The following is a 19,107-nucleotide window of genomic DNA, read 5'->3' on the forward strand; positions in this document are numbered from 1 at the left end:
GACACGATCATGGTCTCACAGCGGTTCCATGACGACTGTGACTGTCATCACGGGTCAGGGCGCAGTGAAAAGCCCCGCGTTGCGGCGGGGCTTCCAGTTGAATGCGCAGCGTTAGCTGCCGGTTCAGTTGACGCGGGTCCAGGTCTGGCCGCCACAGAACATGCCGCCGAAGGCGCAGCCCTGAACGCGCAGACTGTCAGTGCCCTTCAGCGCGATCGTCGAATCGTAGGTACTGCCGGAATTCGGATCGAAAATCCGGCCGTTCCACTTGTCCTTGCCGGGCTTCATGTTGATCAGGACCTGCTCGCCGTTCTGGTTCGACTTCTTGTCAACGGAATAGCCGCAGAGATTGGGACCGCACGCTTCGATCCGCACCTTGCCCTCCTTCTCCTCCGTCAGCCACACGCCGAGCGGTGAGTTCGCAGACGAAGGTGCCGAAGCTGCCGGGACGGCGGCCTGTTTCTGTTGCTGCGGCGGTGCTGGCGCGGCAACGGGAGCAGGCGCAGGCGGCGCAGCCGGAGCAGCTTGAGGGGCGGACGGCGGTGCTGGTGCAGCAGTATCCGCCGGCGCAACGGCCGCCGTCGCGGTCGACGGCTCGCCTCTCGAAGTGGTGGCTGCAGCGGCCGGAGCAGGGGCGGCCGGCACAGGCGCAACTGATGGAGCGGCAGCCTGTTCAGCCGGTGCAGGTGCGGCCGGGGTTGCCGCCTCGGGGGCGGCCTGTGGAGCGGACTTCGCCTGTTGCGGCGCCTTCCTAGTCGGACGATCAAGATCGCCTTCCTCGCCGCGCGCGCGTTTGCCCTTCTTGCCGGTATTATCGTAGACGCCCGGAATAGAAACCGTGCCTCGATCGGGATCGATGGTAATGGTCCGGCCGCCATACTCGAAACTGTACTGGGCCTGCGCGGTGGTGAGGCTGCTCGCCAGCAAGAGCACGGCGATAGCGAGAGACTTCTTCATTTGCGACCTCCTGAGCAGGGAACCCCATCCCCGAAGCTACTACGCAATGGTAGCTTCCCTCAAAGTGATCCAGATCACTTTCAAACTATGAGTCGTGTACTAGCGGCTTTGGTTCAAATTCAGCTGGGCAGTCTAAATATCGCCCAAGGGACGGTCAATTTCCTGCGAAAACAGGTTCTTGCAACCAGGAATCAATCGAACCAGGCCGCATAGATTTTTCTGAAGCTGCCGTCTTCGGCAGCGATGTGCAGCCACTGATCGACAAAGGCCTTCAGCGCGACGTCGCGCTGCAGCCAATAGGCCTTCTCGGCAAAGTCGAACGGCTTTTCCGGATGCACCGCGCAGAGCACGCCCGGGTGCTGTTTCTGCTGGTAGCGGGTTTCCGAAGAGTCCGTCATCATCAGGTCGGCGTTGCCCTTGGCGATTTCGTCGAAAATCGTGACGTTGTCGTTCCACATCTTGATCTCGGCGTTCTTGATGTTCGCCTTGGCGAAGCGTTCATTGGTGCCGCCGGGATTGACGATGACGCGCGTGCCGGCCTTGTCGATATCGGCGATGGTGTCATACTTGCCCTTGTCGGCGCAGCGCGCGATCGGCGTCTTGCCCTCGCGCATGATCGGCGTCGAAAACATTCCCTTCTTCTGCCGGTCGAGCGTGATCGAGACGCCGCCCATCGCGATATCGAAATTGTCGGCTTCGAAATCCTTCATCAGTTGCGGCCACGCGGTCTGAACGAACTCGACCTTGACGCCGAGCGCCTTGCCAAGCGCTTCCGCCATGTCGACGTCGAATCCGCGGAATTTCGACGTGGCTTTGTCGAAATAGGTGAACGGCTGATAGTCGCCGGTCATGCCGACCCGCAGCGTGCCGCGCTTGATGATGTCGTCGAGACGGGAATTCGCCGGCTGCTGCGCGTGGGCGACAACGGTCCACAGGACAGCCATTGCAAGGCTAACGAACACTCGAAACATCAGGTCTTCTCCGCCGACAAATTAGATGACACTCTGGACCGATGGCGCCGATTTAGACCAGATATCGCGGTGGTGCCAGCCGGAGAAATTGAAATCGTGACTATCTCGCTCTACGAAGCTTCCGTCGGCGTGTTCGTGCCGTATCTCGGGAATCTCGCCAACCTTCTCGATCAGGCCTCGGCCCATGCGGGAGCCCGAAACATCGACCCCGCGGTCCTTCTGAACATGCGGCTCGCACCCACCATGTACAGCTTGAAGCAGCAGGTGGGAGAAGCCAACCGCCATGCTGTCGTTGTGTCAGTAGCGCGTGATCTGTCGTGTGTTTGTAGCTCGTGAAGTGTCGTGTTTTTGGTGCCCTGGAACAAAGGGGGCACGATGGGCACGGCATCCATTCACGAGGGTGTACGACGGATGCGGTTTTCGGATTTGCTGGATCGGACGGAGGCGAAGGAACTGACGCAGGTGGCCGCGGCTGAGCTTCTCGGGATCAACGTGCGGACGTTTCAACGTTGGGCGGAACGCTATGAGGCGGAGGGCGATGACGGGCTTGTCGACCTCCGTATGGGGCGGCGATCGCCGCGGCGCGCGCCGGAGGAAGAGCTTGAGCGGATGCTGGGGCTGTTCCGGGACAGGTACGCGGACTTCACGGTGAAGCACTTCCACGAGCAGCTGCAAAAGCGGCATGGCTATGTGCTTGGCTACACGGTGACGAAGCTGGCCTTGCACGCGGCGGGCTTGGTGCGGAAGGCGCCGAAGCGTTCGGCGCACCGCAAGAAGCGTCCGCGCCGGCCGCTTCCGGGCATGCTGCTGCATCAGGACGGGTCGCGCCACGCCTGGATCGAAGGTCTGCCGGCGATGGACCTGATCGTCACGCTGGACGATGCGACGAGCGAGATCTACTCGATGTTTCTGGTCGAGGAAGAAGGCACGGCGTCGACGTTCCAGGCCTTGGGCGAAGTGATTGGCGGGCGCGGCCTGTTCTGCGCGCTCTACACCGATCGCGGCAGCCATTATTTCTACACCCCGAAGGCTGGCGAGAAGGTCTCGAAGACGCAACAAACCCAGGTGGGACGGGCTTTATCGCATCTTGGGATCGAGCATATCGCAGCCTATTCGCCGGAGGCGCGCGGGCGCTCCGAGCGGATGTTCGGCACGCTGCAGGGCCGGCTGCCGAAGGACCTGCGGCTCGCCGGGATCAGGACGGTCGAAGCCGCCAATGCGTGGCTGAGGGCGCATTACATGGCCGAGCATAACGCGGCGTTTGCGATCAAGGCCGAACAGCCGGGCACGGCGTTCGTCGCCGATCGCCACGAGGCTTGGCGCGAAGCGCTGTGCGTGATCGAAGACCGAACCGTCGCCAACGACAATACGATCGCATGGAACGGTCGGCGGCTGCAGCTGCCGGAGAGCCGGCTCAGGCCCCACTTCGTCAAAGCCCTGGTGCGGGTCCATGAGTATCCCGATGGCACCGCGAGCGTGTTCCTTGGCCCGCACCGATTGGCGACGTTTGCCGCCGACGGACACCAGATCAGCCCCGACGCGCCTCAGCCTGGCAGCGTGCTCGGAGCCGTCAAGGACAAGCCCTTGCGGGCGCGCAAGCGCGCGTCCTTGACCGCCCCTGCGCGCGCCGCCGTCGAGATAGCGCGGGTCGGGGCGGAGAAACGGGCTTCAAGTCGAACAAAGAAACCGACCAGGAGGGCTAACCCGGCAGCAATATCCGTGGCATGACCAACCCGGAGGAAACCGTCCACGCCTTCCGGCTCCTCCGAAACTCAACAACGAAGGCGACAGATCACGAGCTACAAAAATACGACAACTTCACCCGCTACGGACACCGCCATGCTGTCGTTGCCGGCGCGCTGCTGGCCGGCCGTGCCCCCCACACGTTTTCAGACGCCGAGCCCGACATCCCCGAACTCAAGGCGCGAATATCCGCGGCGATCGATTTCGTGCAAGGTCTGCCGCGCGCCGAGATCGAAGCCGCAGCGGACAAGGAAGTCGCTTTCATTTTCAAGAATGGCGCCCAGCGAACATTCACCGGAAAATCGTTGCTGCTGACGTTCAGCGTTCCGCAGTTCTTCTTTCATGTCACGACAGCCTACGACATCCTGCGCCATGCCGGTGTCGATCTTGCCAAGAAGGATTTTCTGGGGCCGCCGAGATAGCCGTCAGACGCCGCAGTAAGGCTACGCCTCGTCGCTGTCCTTGCGGGCCAGACTGGCGGCGGCGCCGCGCCCGGTCATCTCGCTCTTCAATTGCTCGAAGCGTCTGCGTGCGTCGCTTTCGCGATCGTCCACCATCTGGATCGCGGCTTCCCTCGACATCGGGCCGTTGACGATCGGTGTGGAATTCTCCCCGATGGTCTCATCGACATAATAGTCGCCATTCTCGAGGCGGACCGTCCACTTGAAACGGATCGAGGCCATCGGACCGGGACCGTGCTTGGAGTAACCATGAGCCTCGATCGGCGAAGGGGTCACTGGGATCGGTGGAGGGACCATTGGCCCATGATCCGCGACCGCGGGTTTTTCGGGCTCGCGATGGCTCTCCGGGCGGTCGAGAATGCTGGCGATTGCCGCCAGCGCATTGTCGGTCGGGTCGCTTTGAGTCACGATTCAGCCTCCGGATCGGGGCGTCGTGAGCAGAATCAATGTCCCCGTTGCCGCCCCGTGTCTTTCCTCGTTACCGAATAAGACGGAGCTTTGTCCATCCGTGGCGTTTTTGCGGCGGAGCTTAAGCGCATAGCGGCGGTAACCTGTTCTTCCAGGGCCGCTCCTGTTCGAGCTGCCCGGCCAGCCGGAACAGGGTCGCCTCATCGCCGAACCGGGCCGAGAACATCATGCCGAGCGGCAATCCGGCCTTATTCCACGCCAGCGGCATCGACATCGCCGGCTGCCCGGACATGTTGAACATGGAAGTCCCGGGCATATAGCGACGCAGGATCGGGACAATGTGCGACAGGTCGTTCGACATGGAGTTGAGTTCGCCGATGCGCAGCGGCGGCGAGCACAATGTCGGACACAGGAAGAGATCGCAGCTCTCGAAGAAGGCGGCAAGATCGCGCGAAATCTGGAAGGCCGCGAGCTGGGCGGCGACATAGTCGGTCGCGGTGTTCTTTTGCGCGTTGTGAGCGAACGCCAGCGTCAATATCTCGAAATCGTTTTCCGTTGCGGCGCGCCCGAGCCTTTGCTCGATCAGCCGCACCGTCAGCGCGGTGTTGCCGCCGACGATGGTGGTCATGACCGCGGCCGGATCAGCGGCAAGCACCGGCGCCCGTTCTTCCACCCGATGGCCAAGCCCCGCCAGCAGGCCCGCAATCTCGCGCACGGCGGCGGCGATTTCCGGATCGATGGCGTCGCCATACGGCGATTTGTCGGTGAAGGCGATGCGGAGTTGGCCGGGGTCTCGGGCGACCTCCTGCGAAAATGGCCGTTCCGGCGGCGGCGCGACGTAGGGGCTCGATGGTTCGGGACCGTGGATCGCGTCCATCATGACAGCGCTGTCGCGCACGCTGATGCTCACGACATGGCCGCAGGAGAAGCCACCCCAGCCTTCGCCGCGATCGGGGCCGAGCGGATTGCGCGCCCGGCTCGGCTTCAAGCCGAACACGCCCGAGGCGGAAGCGGGGATCCGGATCGAGCCGCCGCCATCGCTGGCGTGCGCGACTGGCAGGATGCGGGCGGCAACGGCCGCCGCCGCGCCGCCGGATGAGCCGCCGGAAGAATGCTCGAGATTCCAGGGATTGCGGGTCGGCCCGTGCAGCCGCGACTCCGTCGTCGGCATCAGGCCGAATTCGGGACTGGAGCTCTTGCCGAAGATCGAGACGCCGGTATCGAGGAAGCGCTGCGCCAGCGTGCCGCTGTGGTCGGCCACAAAATCCTTCAGGACCGTGGCGCCGGAGGTCGTGCGGGTGCCCTCCAGGAGGTCGAGATCCTTCAGGAGGAACGGTACGCCGGTAAACGGGCCGTCGGGCAGGCCGCGCTCGATCTGGCGCTCGGCATAGTCGTAATGCTTGACCACGACCGCGTTGATCTCTGGATCGACCTTAGCCGTGCGGGCGATGGCCTCGTCGAGCAATTCCTTGGCCGAGACCTGTTTCTTCCGAACCAGTTCGGCAAGGCCGACCGCGTCGTAATTGCCGTATTCCTTGAAGGCCATGGGTCCACCTCGCTCGCCCGCCGGTCGGTGGGCCGGCCGCGCCTGGGGGTCATTGACTTGCGGACGATCTAGCCGAGCACGTCCTGGTTGATCACGTTCTGGCGCAGGGGATCGCCATCTAGCACGCTCAGAATGTTGCGGGCGGTCTGCTCGCTCATCCGGTCGACGGCTTCCACCGTGACGCCTGCGACATGCGGCGCCATGATGACGTTCGGCAGGGCGAGCAATGCCTGACCGGCCGGCGGGGGCTCCTGCGCGAAAACGTCGAGGCCCGCGCCGCCAAGCTTGCCGGACACCAGCGCGGCGTGCAGGGCGGCTTCGTCGACGATTCCGCCGCGCGCCGTGTTGATCAGATAGGCTGACGACTTCATCCGCTTCAGCCTGTCCGCATCGAACATGCCGACCGTGTCCGCGTTCTTCGGGCAATGGATACTGACGAAGTCAGCGCGCGGCAGCGCGGCGTTGAGTTCGGCAACCGGTTCGCAGCCGGCGGCCTTGATGTCGGCGGCGGGCTTGTAGGGGTCGAAAACCAGGACGTTCATTTCCATCGCGAGGCAGCGCTTGGCGGTGCGGGTGCCGATGCGCCCAAAGCCTACGATCAGAACCGTCTTGCCGAACAGGTCGTAGGGCAGCATCCCCAGCCGGTCCTTCCATTTGTCGTCCCGGACCAGCGAATGCATTTCCGTCGCGCGTTTGGCGAGCGTCAGCATCATGAACAGGGCGTGTTCGGCAACGGACGGCGAATTGGCGGTGCCCGCCACCATCAGCGGGACCTTGCGGCGGCTGAGCGCCGGAACGTCGACGGCGTCGAACCCGACGCCGATCCGGGTCACCACCAGCATGTCTTTCGAGGCGTCGAGTTCGGGCTCGCCGAAGCGGGTACCGCCGAGCGCAACGCCATGGACCGGCGCATGCTCCTTCAGCTTGGTTTCGAAATCCTTTTGCGAAATCATGTTGGGAAATTCGACGAGTTCGATATCGTCTCGCGCGTGAAGCAGCGCTCGTCCCGGTTGCGACATCGATTCCGTGACGAAGATTTTCTTCTTGTTGGTCGTCATTTCCTGCCCTTGGGTTTCGCAATCGCGTCGTCAAAGGACGACGCCGGTCACCTCATTTAGCAGGTGCATGTTATTGAGGTCCACAGCCAATCGAAGCGGGCCGCCATCGTGCGCGCCGGCATTGGGATTGACGCGGCCGCAGACCTGCGTGCCCTCCATCGTAAAATAGATCAGCGTCTCCATTCCCATCGGCTCGGTGACGTCGAGCACCGTATCGAAGGTCTCCACGCCCGGCTCTGCATGCTGTTTGGCCTCGGTGATGTGCTCGGGCCGGAGCCCCAGCAGCAATTTATCGGTGCGCGGGACGCCCTGATAGCGGACGGCGCGCGCCAGCGGCAGCGGGAAGGCGATGCGATCGGTCAGCCGGACGTGCAACTTGCCGGCGAGATCCTCCAGCCGGCACGGGATGAAATTCATCGCCGGCGAGCCGATGAAGCTGGCGACGAATTTCGTCGCCGGCTTGTGATAAAGCTCGTTCGGCGTGCCGATCTGCTCGATCCGGCCATGGTTCATCACCACGACGCGGTCGGCCAGCGTCATCGCCTCCACCTGGTCGTGGGTCACGTAGACCGTCGTGGTGCGGACTTTCTGGTGTACCTTCTTGATCTCGATCCGCATCTGTACGCGCAGCTTGGCGTCGAGGTTGGACAGCGGCTCGTCGAACAGAAACACCTTCGGGTTGCGCACGATAGCGCGGCCCATGGCGACGCGCTGACGCTGGCCGCCGGACAATTGCTTCGGCTTGCGGTCGACCAGTTCGACGATGTCGAGCATGCGCGCAGCCTCGTCGACGCGGCTCTTGATCTCGGCCTTCGGATAGCGCTTCAGCCGCAGCCCGAACGACATGTTCTCCGCAACCGTCATGTGCGGGTAGAGCGCGTAGTTCTGGAACACCATCGCGATATCGCGATCCTTTGGCGGCACGTCGTTGACGACGTCGCCGCCGATCATGATGTCGCCGTCGGAGATATCTTCCAGGCCGGCGATCATCCGCAGCGTGGTCGACTTGCCGCAGCCCGACGGCCCCACCAGCACGACAAACTCATGGTCGGCGATGTCGAGATCGATGCCGCGCACCGCCTCGACTTCATCATAACGCTTAACAACCTTACGCAACGTCACGTCAGCCATGAGATCAACCCTTTGTCGCACCAGCGGTCAGGCCGGCAATGTAATAGTCCATCAGGAAAGCGTAGATGATGAGCGGAGGCGCAGCGCCGAGCAGGGCGCCGGTCATGATCTGTCCCCAGGCGAACACATCGCCCTTGATCAGCGTGGTGATGATGCCGACCGGCAGCACCAGCTGGTCGGTCGAAGTCGTGAACACCAGCGGATACAGGAATTGCGCCCATGACACCGTGAAGGCGAAAATCGTAGCGGCGATCAGCCCGGGAAGCGCGACCGGAATGAAGATGCGCGTCAATGTCTGAAACCACGAAGCGCCGTCGATGATGGCGGCTTCGTCGAGCTCCTTTGGGATCGAGGCGAAGTAGCCAATCATGATCCAGGTGCAGAAGGGCACTGTGAGCGTTGGGTACAGGATCAACAGCACGTACCACCTGTTGATCAACTGAATCCCCGTCCAGTCGCCGAATGCCGCGAACATCTTGAACAGCGGCAGGAACAACAGCGTATCGGGGACCAGATAGGTCAGGAATACACCGGTTGCGAGCGTGGCCGAGCCCCAGAATTTCATCCGCGCGAGCGCGAAGGCTGCCGGCACACTGATCAGCATCGTGATCGTCACCACAATGATCGAGACCCAGGCCGAGTTCCAGAAGAACCGCAGGAACTGGTTCGACGTCAGGAGCTCGAGATAGTTGGAGAGCGTTGGATGAAACACCCACCAGGGATTCGTTGCCGCCGAAATCTCCGCGCTGCTCTTGAGCGAGGTGATCAGCATGTAGAGCGGCGGCAGCAGCGAAAAGGCCGCGAACAGCGTCAGAAAGAAATACGACCAGCGCAGCGCCCAGGTGCGGTCACGGCTCATGCTGCCGTATTTCACCTTGCGCGTCGGCGCGGACTTGTCGATCACCACCGTGCTTGTCATCAGGATTCATTCCCGCGTTTGCTGATATCGCGCAGGATGAAGATCGCCGCGATCGCGAGTATCGGGAACATGAACAGCGACACGCTGGCGCCGAGCGGAATGTCGCCGCCCTCGATACCGACGCGGAACGCCCAGGTCGCGAAGATGTGCGTGTGATCGAGCGGGCCTCCCGATGTCAGCACCCGGACGATATCGAAATTCGCAAACGTCACGATCAGCGAAAACAGCGTGGTGATCGCGATGATGTTGCGCATCATCGGCAGCGTCACGTACCAGATGCGCTGCCACCAATTGGCGCCGTCGATCGCCGCGGCCTCATAAAGCTGATCCGGCACCGATTTCAGCGCCGCCAGATACATGATCATGAAGAACGGAGCGCCGACCCAGATGTTGACCAGAATGACCGAAAATCGCGCCCATCCGGCCTCGCCGGTCCAGGGGATCCGCCCGATGCCGAAAAATGCCAGGGTGTAGTTGAAGGCACTATACGATGGATCGAACAGCCACAGCCATGCGAGCGTGCTCATTGCGGGAGGAATGACCCACGGCACCAGCAGCATCCCCCGCCATTTGCGCTGGCCTTTCGCCGGAATGTTGTGGACGAAGTGAGCAACGATAAAACCGATCAGCGCCTTGAACACCACGGCCGTGATCGCGAAGATGCAGGATTGTTCGACGACCAGCCAGAACGTTTCTCGCTTGAACAGGAACTGGAAGTTTCCAAGTCCCACGAACCGCTGCATCGATTTGTTCAAGGTAGCCAGATGCAGGGAATAGAACGCCGGGTAGACGACCAGAATCGCGATCAGAAGGATCAGCGGCAGCGTCATCAGGAACGCTGCCGTGGATTTCCGCTTGAGCGCGGTTCGCAGACTGGAGCGCTTCTGCGCTCCAGTGCCGGCAATGCGGTTCGATTGAATCGCTGCATCGGCCATAATGCATCTTCCTCGCGGTTTCAGAGGAGCCGGTCTGGCTTTTCTTGATCTATCAATGACAGCCGGCATTGCGGCCGGCCGCCTGTGTTGATGCAATTGCGTAGTCCTGACGCGTGCTGCAGCGGCCACACGGTTTGACTGCGCGGCCGCCCGGCAAGTCCGTCGCGTTCAACTCCGCATGAAACCTTCGAGTTCGCCTTCCGCCCAGGCGAGCGTCTTCTCCATGGGCTCGCCCTGGTAGAAGCGTACGCACATCTTGGTCAGGGTTGCCTGCGTGTAGATTTGCTGGGCGACCTTTGGTGGCGCCGGCGATGCCGCAATCGAGAGCTTCTGGTGGTTATACGGATTCGGGTAGTGGAAGAGCGTGCCCTTGGGCGGCCCTTCCTCGGCCCACGTTTTCAGGGTGGTGAGCTTCTCGTAAGCCGGCAGGTCATAGCCACCGCTCGCCGCCACCAGTTTCTCGACCGAGGCCGGTTGCGACAAATGGGTCAACAGCCTCTTCGCCGCCTCCTTGTTCTTGGAGAAGTTCCACACGCCCCAGAAATAAGGCAGGAACGGCGCGAAGCGGCCCTTCGGACCCGCCGGGAAACCATGAGTCCAGCATTGCGCGGCAATATCGGGTGCGTCGCGTTTGGCAACGGCCCATGCGCTCGGCGGATTCATGATCAGTGCGCCCTTGCCGGAGATCAGCCACCTGTTGTTGGACCCATCGTCCCACGCCGGCGCATCGGGCGGCAGGAATGCCATCAGCTTCTTGTAGTACTCGAGAGCTTGCCGCACATTGTCATTCTTCACCACGACGTTGCCTTTGGCATCGACGACTTCGGCCCCGAAGGCCAGGAAGAACGCGCCGACGGTGTCGACGGAGTCGCTCGTCTCACCAAGACCGATGCCGAAAGGAACGCCGCCCTTATGGCAGGCCTCTGCCGCCTTGAGGAACGTGTCCGCCGTCCAGTTGTCCGCCTTGGGCGGGCTGCCTGCCGGGTACATCTCCTGCACGTCGATACCGGCGTACTTCTTCATCAGGTCGATGCGCGTGCAGGGCCCCTTGATCTGGCTGCCGATACACGTGGGAACGGCGAGCCATTTGTTGCCGGCCTTGCCGAGATATTCGACGGTGCCATTAACGGCGCCATTTTGCTTGATGAGCGGTTCGACAACGTCGTTCATCGGCTCAAGCAGTTCGGCCTGCGAGTGCGGCCACCACGTCGCCATCGCGAGGATATCGTGCCCGGATTTCGCCTGCGCTTCGGCCGCGATCGTTATCTCGTTCTTCCTGCCCTGGCTCGGAATATAGTCGATCGAAACCTCGACCTTCTCCTTCGCTGCCCACTCATTGATCAGCTCAGTGGAGGTCTTGTTGGCGCCTGGAACCCAGTGATCCCAAAACCCCATGGATAGCTTGCCGGCGGCATAGGCGCCGCGCACATAAGGCGCGGTGATGAGCGCTGCGGATGATAGCGCTGTCGCAGCAACAAATTGTCGGCGAGAAAGCTTCTTGCGTGACATGTTGTTTCCTCTTTGCTGAGCCAGATTTTGCTTCTTATTTTTTGTCTCCGGCTGATGTCGCACCGCACGAGGACGGTGCGCCAGCGGAGATTTTGTAATCGGATCAGACCAGAATTGTTTGCATCTGTCGAGAAAACACAGCGGCTGCCGTCATTGAACTAACGTTGCGTGGAAATTCCGGGCAGCGGGAGCGGAGGTGTGCTGTGTCCGAAATCGTTAATAATTGACGCGCCGATATTGCGCCGCACACTTCAACGCTCGCTTCCGCTGCAAGGGTGCGCGATTGCGCCGCGGTCATGCTGCGACACAAGTAACTCCTTCGCCAGGAAGGTCTCTCTTTGTCGTGGAACCGTCCGGTGCAACGGTGGACGAGTTTGGGGCGGAAACGATAGTTTAGGCGGAGCAAGGATTCACGTGCGGCCCGGAAATCACCCGCGCGGGTTTCTCGATTGACCATGGAGACCAGATAATGACCCGTCCTGAACCAACTGCGCGTGTGCAGTCGCGATTGCGTTTTGCACTTGGAGCCATTGCTGCGCTCGCTCTGGGCGCGTCGGTAACTGCGAACGCGCAGGGGCTGGTGCAGGGCGTGCAGCAGGGGGCGCGAGAGGGCAACAAGGCCGCCGGTCCGGTCGGCGGCGTGCTGGGCGGCGCGATTGGCGGCGTCGTCGGCGTGGTCAGCGGCGTTACCGGTGTCCTGACCGGGGGTAATAACAAGGGCGGCCAGGCCCCGGCGGCAAAGGATGCCAAGCAGGGCGAGGCTTCCAAGCAGGGCGACACTTCCAAGCAAGGTGACACGTCGAAGCCGGCGAAGGGGACCAAGGCTGCGAAGGCCGCCAAGCAGCAACAACAGCAGCAGCAGGCCGCCGTCCTCACCCAGGCCGGCGCGCCGCAACTGACGGCCGAACAGATCGTCGCCAACAGCGACGCCAATATCGAGCGGATCAAAAAGGAATTAAACCTCACGCCCGAACAGGAAAAGCATTGGGCCGGGTTCAACAGCGCGATGCACTATCTCGGTCACAATGGCGCCGATCGCCTCAATCTGCGCGTTGCGCGGGCCAAGCGCGATCCCCCCGATGACATCATCGAGCAGATGCGCAATGAGGCCCAGTTCCTCAACGATCGCGCCGTCGATCAGCGCAACGTGGCCGATGCGGCCGAGCCGCTATTTGCCAGCCTGGACGACAAGCAAAAGGCGGTCTTCATTCAGGAAATGGTCAATCTGAGCCACGAGCGCGGGCTCGACTAGCGGGCTCCACCCGGACGAATAGCCGGGCACGCATGCCCTGGGGTAGGTTGAAAGGCGCGGCACCCGGCTACTCTGCCGCAGCGGCGCGGCTTCTCCCAATCTCATTGCAATGATGATGAAACCCTGACGGACTCGCGCCTTACTGATGGCTGACTTGCGGCGTTGTCGGGAACTTCAGTCTTTGACGGGTAGTGTTGCACCTCAACATCAGATGCGTGGCGCCACAGCGCGCTGAAAACCAATTCGGGCGTCATGGATGCGGCCGAATTGGGCTCGGCGGGCCGCGGCTCAGGTTTTCGGGAAATTCAATTCGACGCCGACGCCATCGGGATCGTAGAGGAAGAACTGCGTATCGCCGGTGCGCGGCACGATGCTCTCGCGGAATTTGACGCCCTTCGACTGCAGATGCTTGCGCATGCCGTCGACGTCCGTCGCTGCAAAGGCGATGTGGTCAAGCCGACCGGTATCCTCGTACTTCTTCTCGGTGCCGCGCACCACGATGCCCTCGCGCGGCTTGCGCGTACCCATCAGATGCACCGTGGCTGACCCGCCGGAATAGAGCCAGTAGCCGGGAAAATCGAGCGGCGGGCGGTCGCCGTTCTCCAGACCCAGCACGTCGCAGTAGAAATCCTTGGTTCGCTCAAGGTCAGATGGTTCGATGGTGTAGTGCTGCAATCCGCCAAGTCCCATGGTGGCCTCCTAAACAAAGCTGAGGTCGGTATCGACGCCCATCATCCAGGCGCCGACGGTTTCAAAATGCCTGAGTTGGCCCTGCAGTTGCTGCGTCACGGTATGGATGTCGCGGAAGCGGCGCTCCAGCGGGTGGTTCTCGAAGATCGCGGTGGCGCCTGCGGCGTTGTAGGCAAAGTCGACCGCCTCGCGCGCCTTGTGAATGGCGTGGGTGGAGGCCATGCGGATGTTCATGCGCTGGGCCACGGTGATGGTCGCGCCCGCCGAGAGATCCTTCCAGGTATCGGCCATCGACTGCAGCACGTAGCCGCGCGCGGCACGGAGATTGACTTCCGCCTGGGCGAGGTTGCACTGGACCACGGCATTGTCCCGCAACGACAGCTTCGCGCCGCGCGGCACCTTGCTGCGCATTGTCTCGACGAAGTTGTCGAGGGCGGTGCGGGCGATGCCGCAGGCGACACCGGCAAAGCCGACCTGGTAGCAGGTGTGATTGCTCATGCGGTAGAGCGGGCCGCGTTCGCGGCATTCCTGGTCGAACTCACGGGTAATCGAATGGTCTGCGCGTACGAAGAAGTCGTTGAGCGCGAACTGGTCGCTGGCGGTGCCGCGCAGGCCAACGGTGTTCCAGATGTCGGTCCACTCGACATCCTCCGAGCGTACCAGCATGGTGCGTTCGAGCGGGGCGCCGTTAGCGTCGTATTTGGGCGAACCGTCGGCTGCATGGATCGGGCAGTGCGCCCCGAGCCAGGTCGCATGCCGGCCGCCGGACGCAAAGGACCAGACGCCGGTCACCCTGTAGCCGCCTTCGCATTCGACCGCGCGAACCCTGGGGCCGGGCCCCCATGCCAGCACCGCGCGCGGATCGCCGAAGATCGCCTGCGCCACCGGCAGGTCCAGATAGGCCGCCGACATCGCGCAGCCGCCGGCCTGGCTGAGGCACCAGGCGGTGGAAGCATCAGCCTTGGCGATTGTTTCGATGACGTGAAAAAACGTTACCGGATCGGTTTCGATTCCGTCGGTCGAGCGGGGCAGCAACAGCCGGAACAATTGCGCATCGTGCAGCTTGTCGAGCAGCGCGGGCGGCAGCCGGCGCGCGGTCTCGATGTCGTTGGAAGCTGTCGCGACATCAGAACGGATGGCCTCGGCCCGGGCGATCACCGCCTGGTCGCCGGCAAGATCGGTAGAATTTGCGATCGGTGTATTCAAGATTATGCCTGCCGGTCCATCGCGTCCGTGTGCCGTCTTTGGTGGAAAGGCTATCGTGCCATCGCCGCGATCGGCAAGTCCATGCTGACGCGGAGCACATCTGCGAACAAGCGATCGGGATTTCGTGCCGCTCTGCACAATGGAGCCCGAAGACAATTGCATCGGCCGCAGGTCGCGCCTATTCCGGCTTCCCGGCGCACGCGCCGACTTTGTTTAGGGTTTTGCGCTAGCGGTTTGGTCGGGATCGATCGGGACAGGACGGATAGCATGGAAGAGAAGCGAAAGTATCCGCGAACCGAGCTTGACGAGCCTGCCTATGTTTCGTCGGGCGGTTCCATCATGCCCTGCGTGGTGCGGAATATCTCGCGCGAGGGAGCGGCGATCGATGTCGACAACCCGGCCTTCGTCCCGCAGCACTTTCGCCTGGTGATGGCAAGGGATCCGTCGATCGTGCACGAGTGCCGGGTCACCTGGATCCAGAAGAATCGCATCGGCCTGACCTTCATGCAGATCGCGGATGCTGTCGCGGAACCGCCGCCATCGTAGCGCTGAGCCCGCTACTCGATCCGCAACCTTGCATCGCGCACCACCTTGCCCCACTTGTCCATCTCCAGCCTGATACGCGCCCCGAACTGATCCGGCGTATTCGCAATCGCCTTGAATCCCAGCGTTGTGAGGCGTTCCTTGACGTCGGGCTGGGCGACGATTTTGGCGATCTCACGATAAAGCAGATCAACGATCTCTTTCGGCGTCCCCGCAGGCGCAACGACACCCGTGAGCGTGTCGGCGTCCTGATCCTTCACGCCCTGTTCGGCGAAGGTCGGCACATCGGGCATCCCGGCGGCACGTTCGGTTGACGCCACGCCCAGCGCGCGCAGTTGTCCGCTCTGCACCGCCGATAGGGCAGGCGGCAGCGCGGTGAAGGCGATCGGGGTGTGCCCGCCGACCGTTGCCTGGATCGCCGGCCCAGCCCCTGTGAAAGGCACGTGCACCAGGTCGAGCTTGAAGGCCAGCCGGAAAAGCTCACCGCCCAGATGCGGCGTCGAACCGATGCCGGGACCGGCAAAGCCGTACTTGCCGGGGTTGTCCCGAATGAGCTGCACCAGCTCCGGCAGCGTCCTGGCGGGCACTTGCGGGTTGACCACCACGACATTCGGCGAAACCGCGACCAGCGTCACCGGCGCGAAATCCTTGACTGGATCGTACGGCACCCTGGCGTAGAGGCTGGGATTCACGACAAAGCCGGTGCTGATCACCATGATGGTGTAGCCGTCCGGCGTCACGCGTGCGACCTGGCCGGCCGCGGTGTTGCCACCCGCGCCGCCGACGTTCTCGACGTAGAATTGATGGCCGAGATTGTCCGTCAGCTTCTGGGCTACGATGCGCGCAATGGCATCGGTCGGTCCGCCGGCGGGAAAGCCGACCACGACGCGCACCGGCTTGCTTGGATAGCCTTGCGCCGATGACGCTACGACGCCGGACAGCAGCCACGTCGCTGCCCACAATACGCGCAAAGCCGCGACCATGGCGCTCTCCCCAATATGTTTGTTGGGGCCATCATCGGCGAGGCGGCCACGCCGGGCAAGGGGTGACTGCTATGCGACCGCTACTTCCTGAGCAACGGCTTGATCCGCTCTTCCAGCTCCTCGAACGGCATCGAGCCCTGCAGCCGCACACCATTTAGAAAAAACGTCGGCGTCGAGGTGACCTTCAACTCCCGAACGGCGTATTGCTGGTCGGCGGTCAGCTTGTCGAACTGCGCCTGGTCTTTCTCGCAGGTCTCGACGTCCTGTTCGCTCATTCCGTGCTGCTTGCCGGCATAGATCAGCGTATCCTTGGTTTGCGCCATCAGGCGGTCCTGCAGCTTGAACATGGTCTCGACCGCGCTGAGGTATTTTTCGGAATCGCCCTTGCCGATGCAGCGCGCCAGTATCGAAGCGGCGGCAGCCTTGATGTCGAGCGGAAATTCGCGGAACACGAAACGCACCTTGCCGGTATCGATATATTTCGATCGCAACATCGGGAACACATTCTGGCCGAAGGCTGCGCAGTGCGGGCAACTCATCGACGAATATTCGGTGAGGGTGATCGGTGCTTTCGCCGATCCGATGGCAATGTCGGGCAGCGATACCGGTTTGGCGACCGCTGCAGCGATCGCGCTTTGCGCGATGGCTGCACCAGAAAAAGCCGGCGACGCGAACGCGAGGAGAACGGTAAAGGCGATGCGGTGACGAACGTTCAACAGTTACTCCGAAACGAACTGACGAGAGGTGGCAAGCCGTCATATCCGCCAATTTGCTGGTTTCGCGACCTGTGCGCCGATATCGACGAGGCGATGCAGGCGGCGTCGCACGGCTCCAAGGCTGTCCGCGAACTGGAAGCCAGATCCAATCGAGAAGCCGGATCCAATCGATAAGTCGTCGGTGTCGGCCGGAGCGATTTGGAATTTGCGGGCAGCAATAAAAATGCCCCGCAACGCGGTCTATACGACCAGCGATGGCGGGGCAGTCTTAGGAGAAAACGGCGAGATCGCCGAATGATGCGGACATCATCGTCGGACATCATGTAGATCGACATTCCGCTCTTTTGGCAGCGCTCGCATTGACCTGGATCAAGCCGTCGGCGCGCCAGCGTTGAGGACAAGCGCGACGGGAGCCGGCCGCGCGCAGGCGCGCGGCCCTCAATGCTTCGATTCCCAATGCTTCGATTCCCAAGGCTGCGATTCCAGAGGCTTCGATTGATCGCGCGGTCAGTACATCACGCAACGCGATTCCATGCGTGTCCGGGGGCAGGCGTATAGCACGCCGGATGTTCGAACTCGGGATGATCCGCCAGGTGCGTGACTTCGACGCAATCGGCATTCAGACGTTCGTTGTCGACCAACCGCTCCGCCAACACCAGCGCCTGGGCGGGACCAACCGACTGGACCTCGATCTGGCGCTGCAGGCACTTGAAGTTGTGGCCGTCGGAATTGCAGAGATCCTTGTAGAAGGAGACGCGATAATTGTTCATCTTGCACTCCCTTCCTTCCGGCACGCTGTCGGCCAGCTTATACTCTCATGCGTCCATGTCTGCCAGCCGCTGGCGGTTGTGGAGCACGATTTGACGGGCGCTGGAAAACACCAGAACGCCCTGGTCGCTGAGCTGTGAAAGCGCCCGCGAAACGGTTTCCAGTGTCAGGCCGAGGTAGTCACCGATGTCGCGGCGGCACATCGGCAGGGCCATCATGGCGGCCTTGGCGAGCCGACGGTCCATTTCCAAGAGGAAGGTGGCAACTTTTTCCATCGCGGTTTTGCGGCCCAGCAGCAACATGTGGTCCTCGGCGTGCCGGAGATCGCTGGCGGTCATGGTCCAGAGGTTATGGGCGACCTGGACATTCGATCCCGCAGCAGCTTCCAGGCTGCGGCGCTTTACCAGGCGGACGGTGGTTTCAGCGATCGCTTCAGCGGTCAGGCGATGGGTCGAACCGGCATCGAGGCCGAACACGTCGCCGGGCAGATGGAACGCGCCGATTTGGCGCCGTCCGTCGCTGAGGAGCTTGTAGGTGCGAACCGCGCCGCGGACCACCTGATAGACATATTCGGAAGGCTCGCCCTCACCGTAGATTTCCTCGTCCTTGCGGTAGGAAAACTCGGTGGCAATCACGCCTGCGCAGGTTGCGATCACGCTGAACTGGTCGACGACCGGAACACTCTGGGCGCGCGGGGTGGGGAAAACCTTGGCCTGGACTGCCGGGGCGGTGATCGTCTGGGTGAGCATTTGCCATCTCCTCGATGCGGGATGGCTTTGGTGTAACCGGGATTTTTGCTGCCCGATATTTGGGTCGATATCCTAAGGGGGACCCCTTACGGGATTTTGCGGAGGGGGCCGACCGGTATTTCAAGGCTGACCCGCCGGACCCGCCGCATCAATCGCGTTTCGAACGCAATCGACCAGGTTGCCCTCGAGGTTGGGCTTCAGGAGCACTTGGCGCACGCCGGCCGAGCTTGCTTTGGCCGCGATATTTTCGTCCGGATAGCCCGTGATCAGGATGATCGGGGTGGAAACATCGAGCCTTCGCAGCCGGTAGGCCAGTTCCAAACCGTCGAGTTCCGCCATCTTGTAGTCAACGACAAGGCAATCCGCTCGGTTGCGGGTTGAAGATCCCAGCAACGCGACCCCGCTGCGGAACGTACGGACGTCGAATCCCTCGGTCTCCAGCAGAAATCGCAGCGATGTCCGGACGTCGTAGTCGTCATCGACGACGTAAATCATCGATTTTTTGGAGGGAAGGCCTATTCCGGCTTCACCGGCGGCGCTGTTTCGGGTGTCGATCATACCG

20 protein-coding genes and 1 pseudogene are annotated in these 19,107 nt (G+C 62.2%); 5 read left to right on the forward strand and 16 right to left on the reverse strand.

The features are described from left to right. Positions 1 to 123: 123 nt before the first annotated feature. Together V1293_RS04805 and V1293_RS04810 are read right to left on the reverse strand one after the other, a co-directional pair. Positions 124 to 957, reverse strand: coding sequence for a DUF2147 domain-containing protein (locus tag V1293_RS04805; RefSeq protein WP_334507149.1), 834 nt, complete (start codon positions 955 to 957; stop codon positions 124 to 126). A 191-nt stretch (positions 958 to 1,148) separates the two neighbouring features. Then, entirely contained in the window at positions 1,149 to 1,928 is a 780-nt protein-coding gene (locus tag V1293_RS04810) for a transporter substrate-binding domain-containing protein (RefSeq protein WP_334507151.1), read from the reverse strand. A gap of 96 nt (positions 1,929 to 2,024) precedes the next feature. On the opposite strand from V1293_RS04810, the pseudogene V1293_RS04815 reads away from it, so the two are divergent. From V1293_RS04815 to V1293_RS04825, 3 genes and pseudogenes are all read left to right on the forward strand, one after another. Continuing rightward, a pseudogene (locus V1293_RS04815) lies at positions 2,025 to 2,222 on the forward strand (DUF1993 family protein); the annotation flags it as partial. 117 nt (positions 2,223 to 2,339) lie between these two features. Then, the gene (locus tag V1293_RS04820; protein WP_334506553.1) at positions 2,340 to 3,656 is read left to right on the forward strand and encodes an ISNCY family transposase; all 1,317 of its coding nucleotides are present in this window, start codon (positions 2,340 to 2,342) and stop codon (positions 3,654 to 3,656) included. After that, positions 3,653 to 4,093 (forward strand): DUF1993 family protein, encoded by a 441-nt coding sequence (locus tag V1293_RS04825; protein WP_334507155.1) that lies wholly within the window; start codon positions 3,653 to 3,655, stop codon positions 4,091 to 4,093. The genes V1293_RS04820 and V1293_RS04825 overlap by 4 nt, the downstream gene beginning before the upstream one ends. Before the next feature lie 21 nt (positions 4,094 to 4,114). Here the strand turns inward: V1293_RS04825 and V1293_RS04830 are convergent, their stop codons facing one another. The 7 genes from V1293_RS04830 to V1293_RS04860 form a co-directional block, all read right to left on the reverse strand. Further along, positions 4,115 to 4,540 (reverse strand): hypothetical protein, encoded by a 426-nt coding sequence (locus V1293_RS04830; protein WP_334507157.1) that lies wholly within the window; start codon positions 4,538 to 4,540, stop codon positions 4,115 to 4,117. Between the two features lie 121 nt (positions 4,541 to 4,661). Continuing rightward, on the reverse strand, positions 4,662 to 6,086 hold the full coding sequence (locus tag V1293_RS04835; protein ID WP_334507159.1) for an amidase: 1,425 nt from the start codon (positions 6,084 to 6,086) through the stop codon (positions 4,662 to 4,664). Positions 6,087 to 6,154: 68 nt separating this feature from the next. After that, positions 6,155 to 7,144 carry a hydroxyacid dehydrogenase gene (locus V1293_RS04840; protein WP_334507161.1) on the reverse strand — a complete coding sequence of 330 codons (990 nt, stop codon included), beginning with the start codon at positions 7,142 to 7,144 and terminating at the stop codon, positions 6,155 to 6,157. Positions 7,145 to 7,174: 30 nt separating this feature from the next. Further along, the gene (locus V1293_RS04845; protein ID WP_334507163.1) at positions 7,175 to 8,275 is read right to left on the reverse strand and encodes an ABC transporter ATP-binding protein; all 1,101 of its coding nucleotides are present in this window, start codon (positions 8,273 to 8,275) and stop codon (positions 7,175 to 7,177) included. Positions 8,276 to 8,279: 4 nt separating this feature from the next. Further along, entirely contained in the window at positions 8,280 to 9,194 is a 915-nt protein-coding gene (locus V1293_RS04850; RefSeq protein WP_334507165.1) for a carbohydrate ABC transporter permease, read from the reverse strand. Continuing rightward, on the reverse strand, positions 9,194 to 10,129 hold the full coding sequence (locus tag V1293_RS04855) for a carbohydrate ABC transporter permease (RefSeq protein WP_334507167.1): 936 nt from the start codon (positions 10,127 to 10,129) through the stop codon (positions 9,194 to 9,196). The genes V1293_RS04850 and V1293_RS04855 overlap by 1 nt, the downstream gene beginning before the upstream one ends. A gap of 168 nt (positions 10,130 to 10,297) precedes the next feature. Continuing rightward, complete coding sequence (locus V1293_RS04860; protein ID WP_334516622.1) at positions 10,298 to 11,638, reverse strand: ABC transporter substrate-binding protein; 1,341 nt, start codon at positions 11,636 to 11,638, stop codon at positions 10,298 to 10,300. Between the two features lie 469 nt (positions 11,639 to 12,107). On the opposite strand from V1293_RS04860, the gene V1293_RS04865 reads away from it, so the two are divergent. Continuing rightward, on the forward strand, positions 12,108 to 12,890 hold the full coding sequence (locus V1293_RS04865) for a Spy/CpxP family protein refolding chaperone (RefSeq protein ID WP_334507168.1): 783 nt from the start codon (positions 12,108 to 12,110) through the stop codon (positions 12,888 to 12,890). 288 nt (positions 12,891 to 13,178) lie between these two features. On the opposite strand, the gene V1293_RS04870 is transcribed toward V1293_RS04865, so the two are convergent. Both V1293_RS04870 and V1293_RS04875 read right to left on the reverse strand, forming a co-directional pair. Continuing rightward, positions 13,179 to 13,580 (reverse strand): VOC family protein, encoded by a 402-nt coding sequence (locus tag V1293_RS04870; protein WP_334507170.1) that lies wholly within the window; start codon positions 13,578 to 13,580, stop codon positions 13,179 to 13,181. Positions 13,581 to 13,589: 9 nt separating this feature from the next. Next, complete coding sequence (locus V1293_RS04875; protein WP_334507172.1) at positions 13,590 to 14,786, reverse strand: acyl-CoA dehydrogenase family protein; 1,197 nt, start codon at positions 14,784 to 14,786, stop codon at positions 13,590 to 13,592. A 267-nt stretch (positions 14,787 to 15,053) separates the two neighbouring features. On the opposite strand from V1293_RS04875, the gene V1293_RS04880 reads away from it, so the two are divergent. Continuing rightward, positions 15,054 to 15,332: a PilZ domain-containing protein gene (locus tag V1293_RS04880; protein WP_334507174.1), complete on the forward strand. Its 279-nt coding sequence runs from the start codon at positions 15,054 to 15,056 to the stop codon at positions 15,330 to 15,332. An 11-nt stretch (positions 15,333 to 15,343) separates the two neighbouring features. Here the strand turns inward: V1293_RS04880 and V1293_RS04885 are convergent, their stop codons facing one another. From V1293_RS04885 to V1293_RS04905, 5 genes are all read right to left on the reverse strand, one after another. After that, positions 15,344 to 16,312, reverse strand: a complete 969-nt coding sequence (locus V1293_RS04885; RefSeq protein ID WP_334507176.1) for a Bug family tripartite tricarboxylate transporter substrate binding protein — start codon at positions 16,310 to 16,312, stop codon at positions 15,344 to 15,346. Between the two features lie 80 nt (positions 16,313 to 16,392). Continuing rightward, the gene (locus V1293_RS04890) at positions 16,393 to 17,028 is read right to left on the reverse strand and encodes a DsbA family protein (RefSeq protein ID WP_334507179.1); all 636 of its coding nucleotides are present in this window, start codon (positions 17,026 to 17,028) and stop codon (positions 16,393 to 16,395) included. 515 nt (positions 17,029 to 17,543) lie between these two features. Beyond that, positions 17,544 to 17,798 (reverse strand): hypothetical protein, encoded by a 255-nt coding sequence (locus V1293_RS04895; protein WP_334507181.1) that lies wholly within the window; start codon positions 17,796 to 17,798, stop codon positions 17,544 to 17,546. 45 nt (positions 17,799 to 17,843) lie between these two features. Beyond that, the gene (locus tag V1293_RS04900) at positions 17,844 to 18,545 is read right to left on the reverse strand and encodes a helix-turn-helix domain-containing protein (RefSeq protein WP_334507183.1); all 702 of its coding nucleotides are present in this window, start codon (positions 18,543 to 18,545) and stop codon (positions 17,844 to 17,846) included. 120 nt (positions 18,546 to 18,665) lie between these two features. Next, entirely contained in the window at positions 18,666 to 19,040 is a 375-nt protein-coding gene (locus V1293_RS04905) for a response regulator (RefSeq protein WP_334507185.1), read from the reverse strand. Positions 19,041 to 19,107: the final 67 nt, after the last annotated feature.

This window comes from Bradyrhizobium sp. AZCC 1693 (assembly GCF_036924745.1).
Lineage (GTDB): Bacteria > Pseudomonadota > Alphaproteobacteria > Rhizobiales > Xanthobacteraceae > Bradyrhizobium.

Coding starts and splice junctions, on each gene's coding strand:
- V1293_RS04805 (WP_334507149.1), bottom strand. CDS start 957: ATGAAGAAGTCTCTCGCTATCGCCGTGCTCTTGCTGGCGAGCAGCCTC.
- V1293_RS04810 (WP_334507151.1), bottom strand. CDS start 1,928: ATGTTTCGAGTGTTCGTTAGCCTTGCAATGGCTGTCCTGTGGACCGTT.
- V1293_RS04820 (WP_334506553.1), top strand. CDS start 2,340: ATGCGGTTTTCGGATTTGCTGGATCGGACGGAGGCGAAGGAACTGACG.
- V1293_RS04825 (WP_334507155.1), top strand. CDS start 3,653: ATGACCAACCCGGAGGAAACCGTCCACGCCTTCCGGCTCCTCCGAAAC.
- V1293_RS04835 (WP_334507159.1), bottom strand. CDS start 6,086: ATGGCCTTCAAGGAATACGGCAATTACGACGCGGTCGGCCTTGCCGAA.
- V1293_RS04840 (WP_334507161.1), bottom strand. CDS start 7,144: ATGACGACCAACAAGAAGAAAATCTTCGTCACGGAATCGATGTCGCAA.
- V1293_RS04845 (WP_334507163.1), bottom strand. CDS start 8,275: ATGGCTGACGTGACGTTGCGTAAGGTTGTTAAGCGTTATGATGAAGTC.
- V1293_RS04850 (WP_334507165.1), bottom strand. CDS start 9,194: ATGACAAGCACGGTGGTGATCGACAAGTCCGCGCCGACGCGCAAGGTG.
- V1293_RS04855 (WP_334507167.1), bottom strand. CDS start 10,129: ATGGCCGATGCAGCGATTCAATCGAACCGCATTGCCGGCACTGGAGCG.
- V1293_RS04860 (WP_334516622.1), bottom strand. CDS start 11,638: ATGTCACGCAAGAAGCTTTCTCGCCGACAATTTGTTGCTGCGACAGCG.
- V1293_RS04865 (WP_334507168.1), top strand. CDS start 12,108: ATGACCCGTCCTGAACCAACTGCGCGTGTGCAGTCGCGATTGCGTTTT.
- V1293_RS04870 (WP_334507170.1), bottom strand. CDS start 13,580: ATGGGACTTGGCGGATTGCAGCACTACACCATCGAACCATCTGACCTT.
- V1293_RS04880 (WP_334507174.1), top strand. CDS start 15,054: ATGGAAGAGAAGCGAAAGTATCCGCGAACCGAGCTTGACGAGCCTGCC.
- V1293_RS04885 (WP_334507176.1), bottom strand. CDS start 16,312: ATGGTCGCGGCTTTGCGCGTATTGTGGGCAGCGACGTGGCTGCTGTCC.
- V1293_RS04895 (WP_334507181.1), bottom strand. CDS start 17,798: ATGAACAATTATCGCGTCTCCTTCTACAAGGATCTCTGCAATTCCGAC.
- V1293_RS04900 (WP_334507183.1), bottom strand. CDS start 18,545: ATGCTCACCCAGACGATCACCGCCCCGGCAGTCCAGGCCAAGGTTTTC.
- V1293_RS04905 (WP_334507185.1), bottom strand. CDS start 19,040: ATGATTTACGTCGTCGATGACGACTACGACGTCCGGACATCGCTGCGA.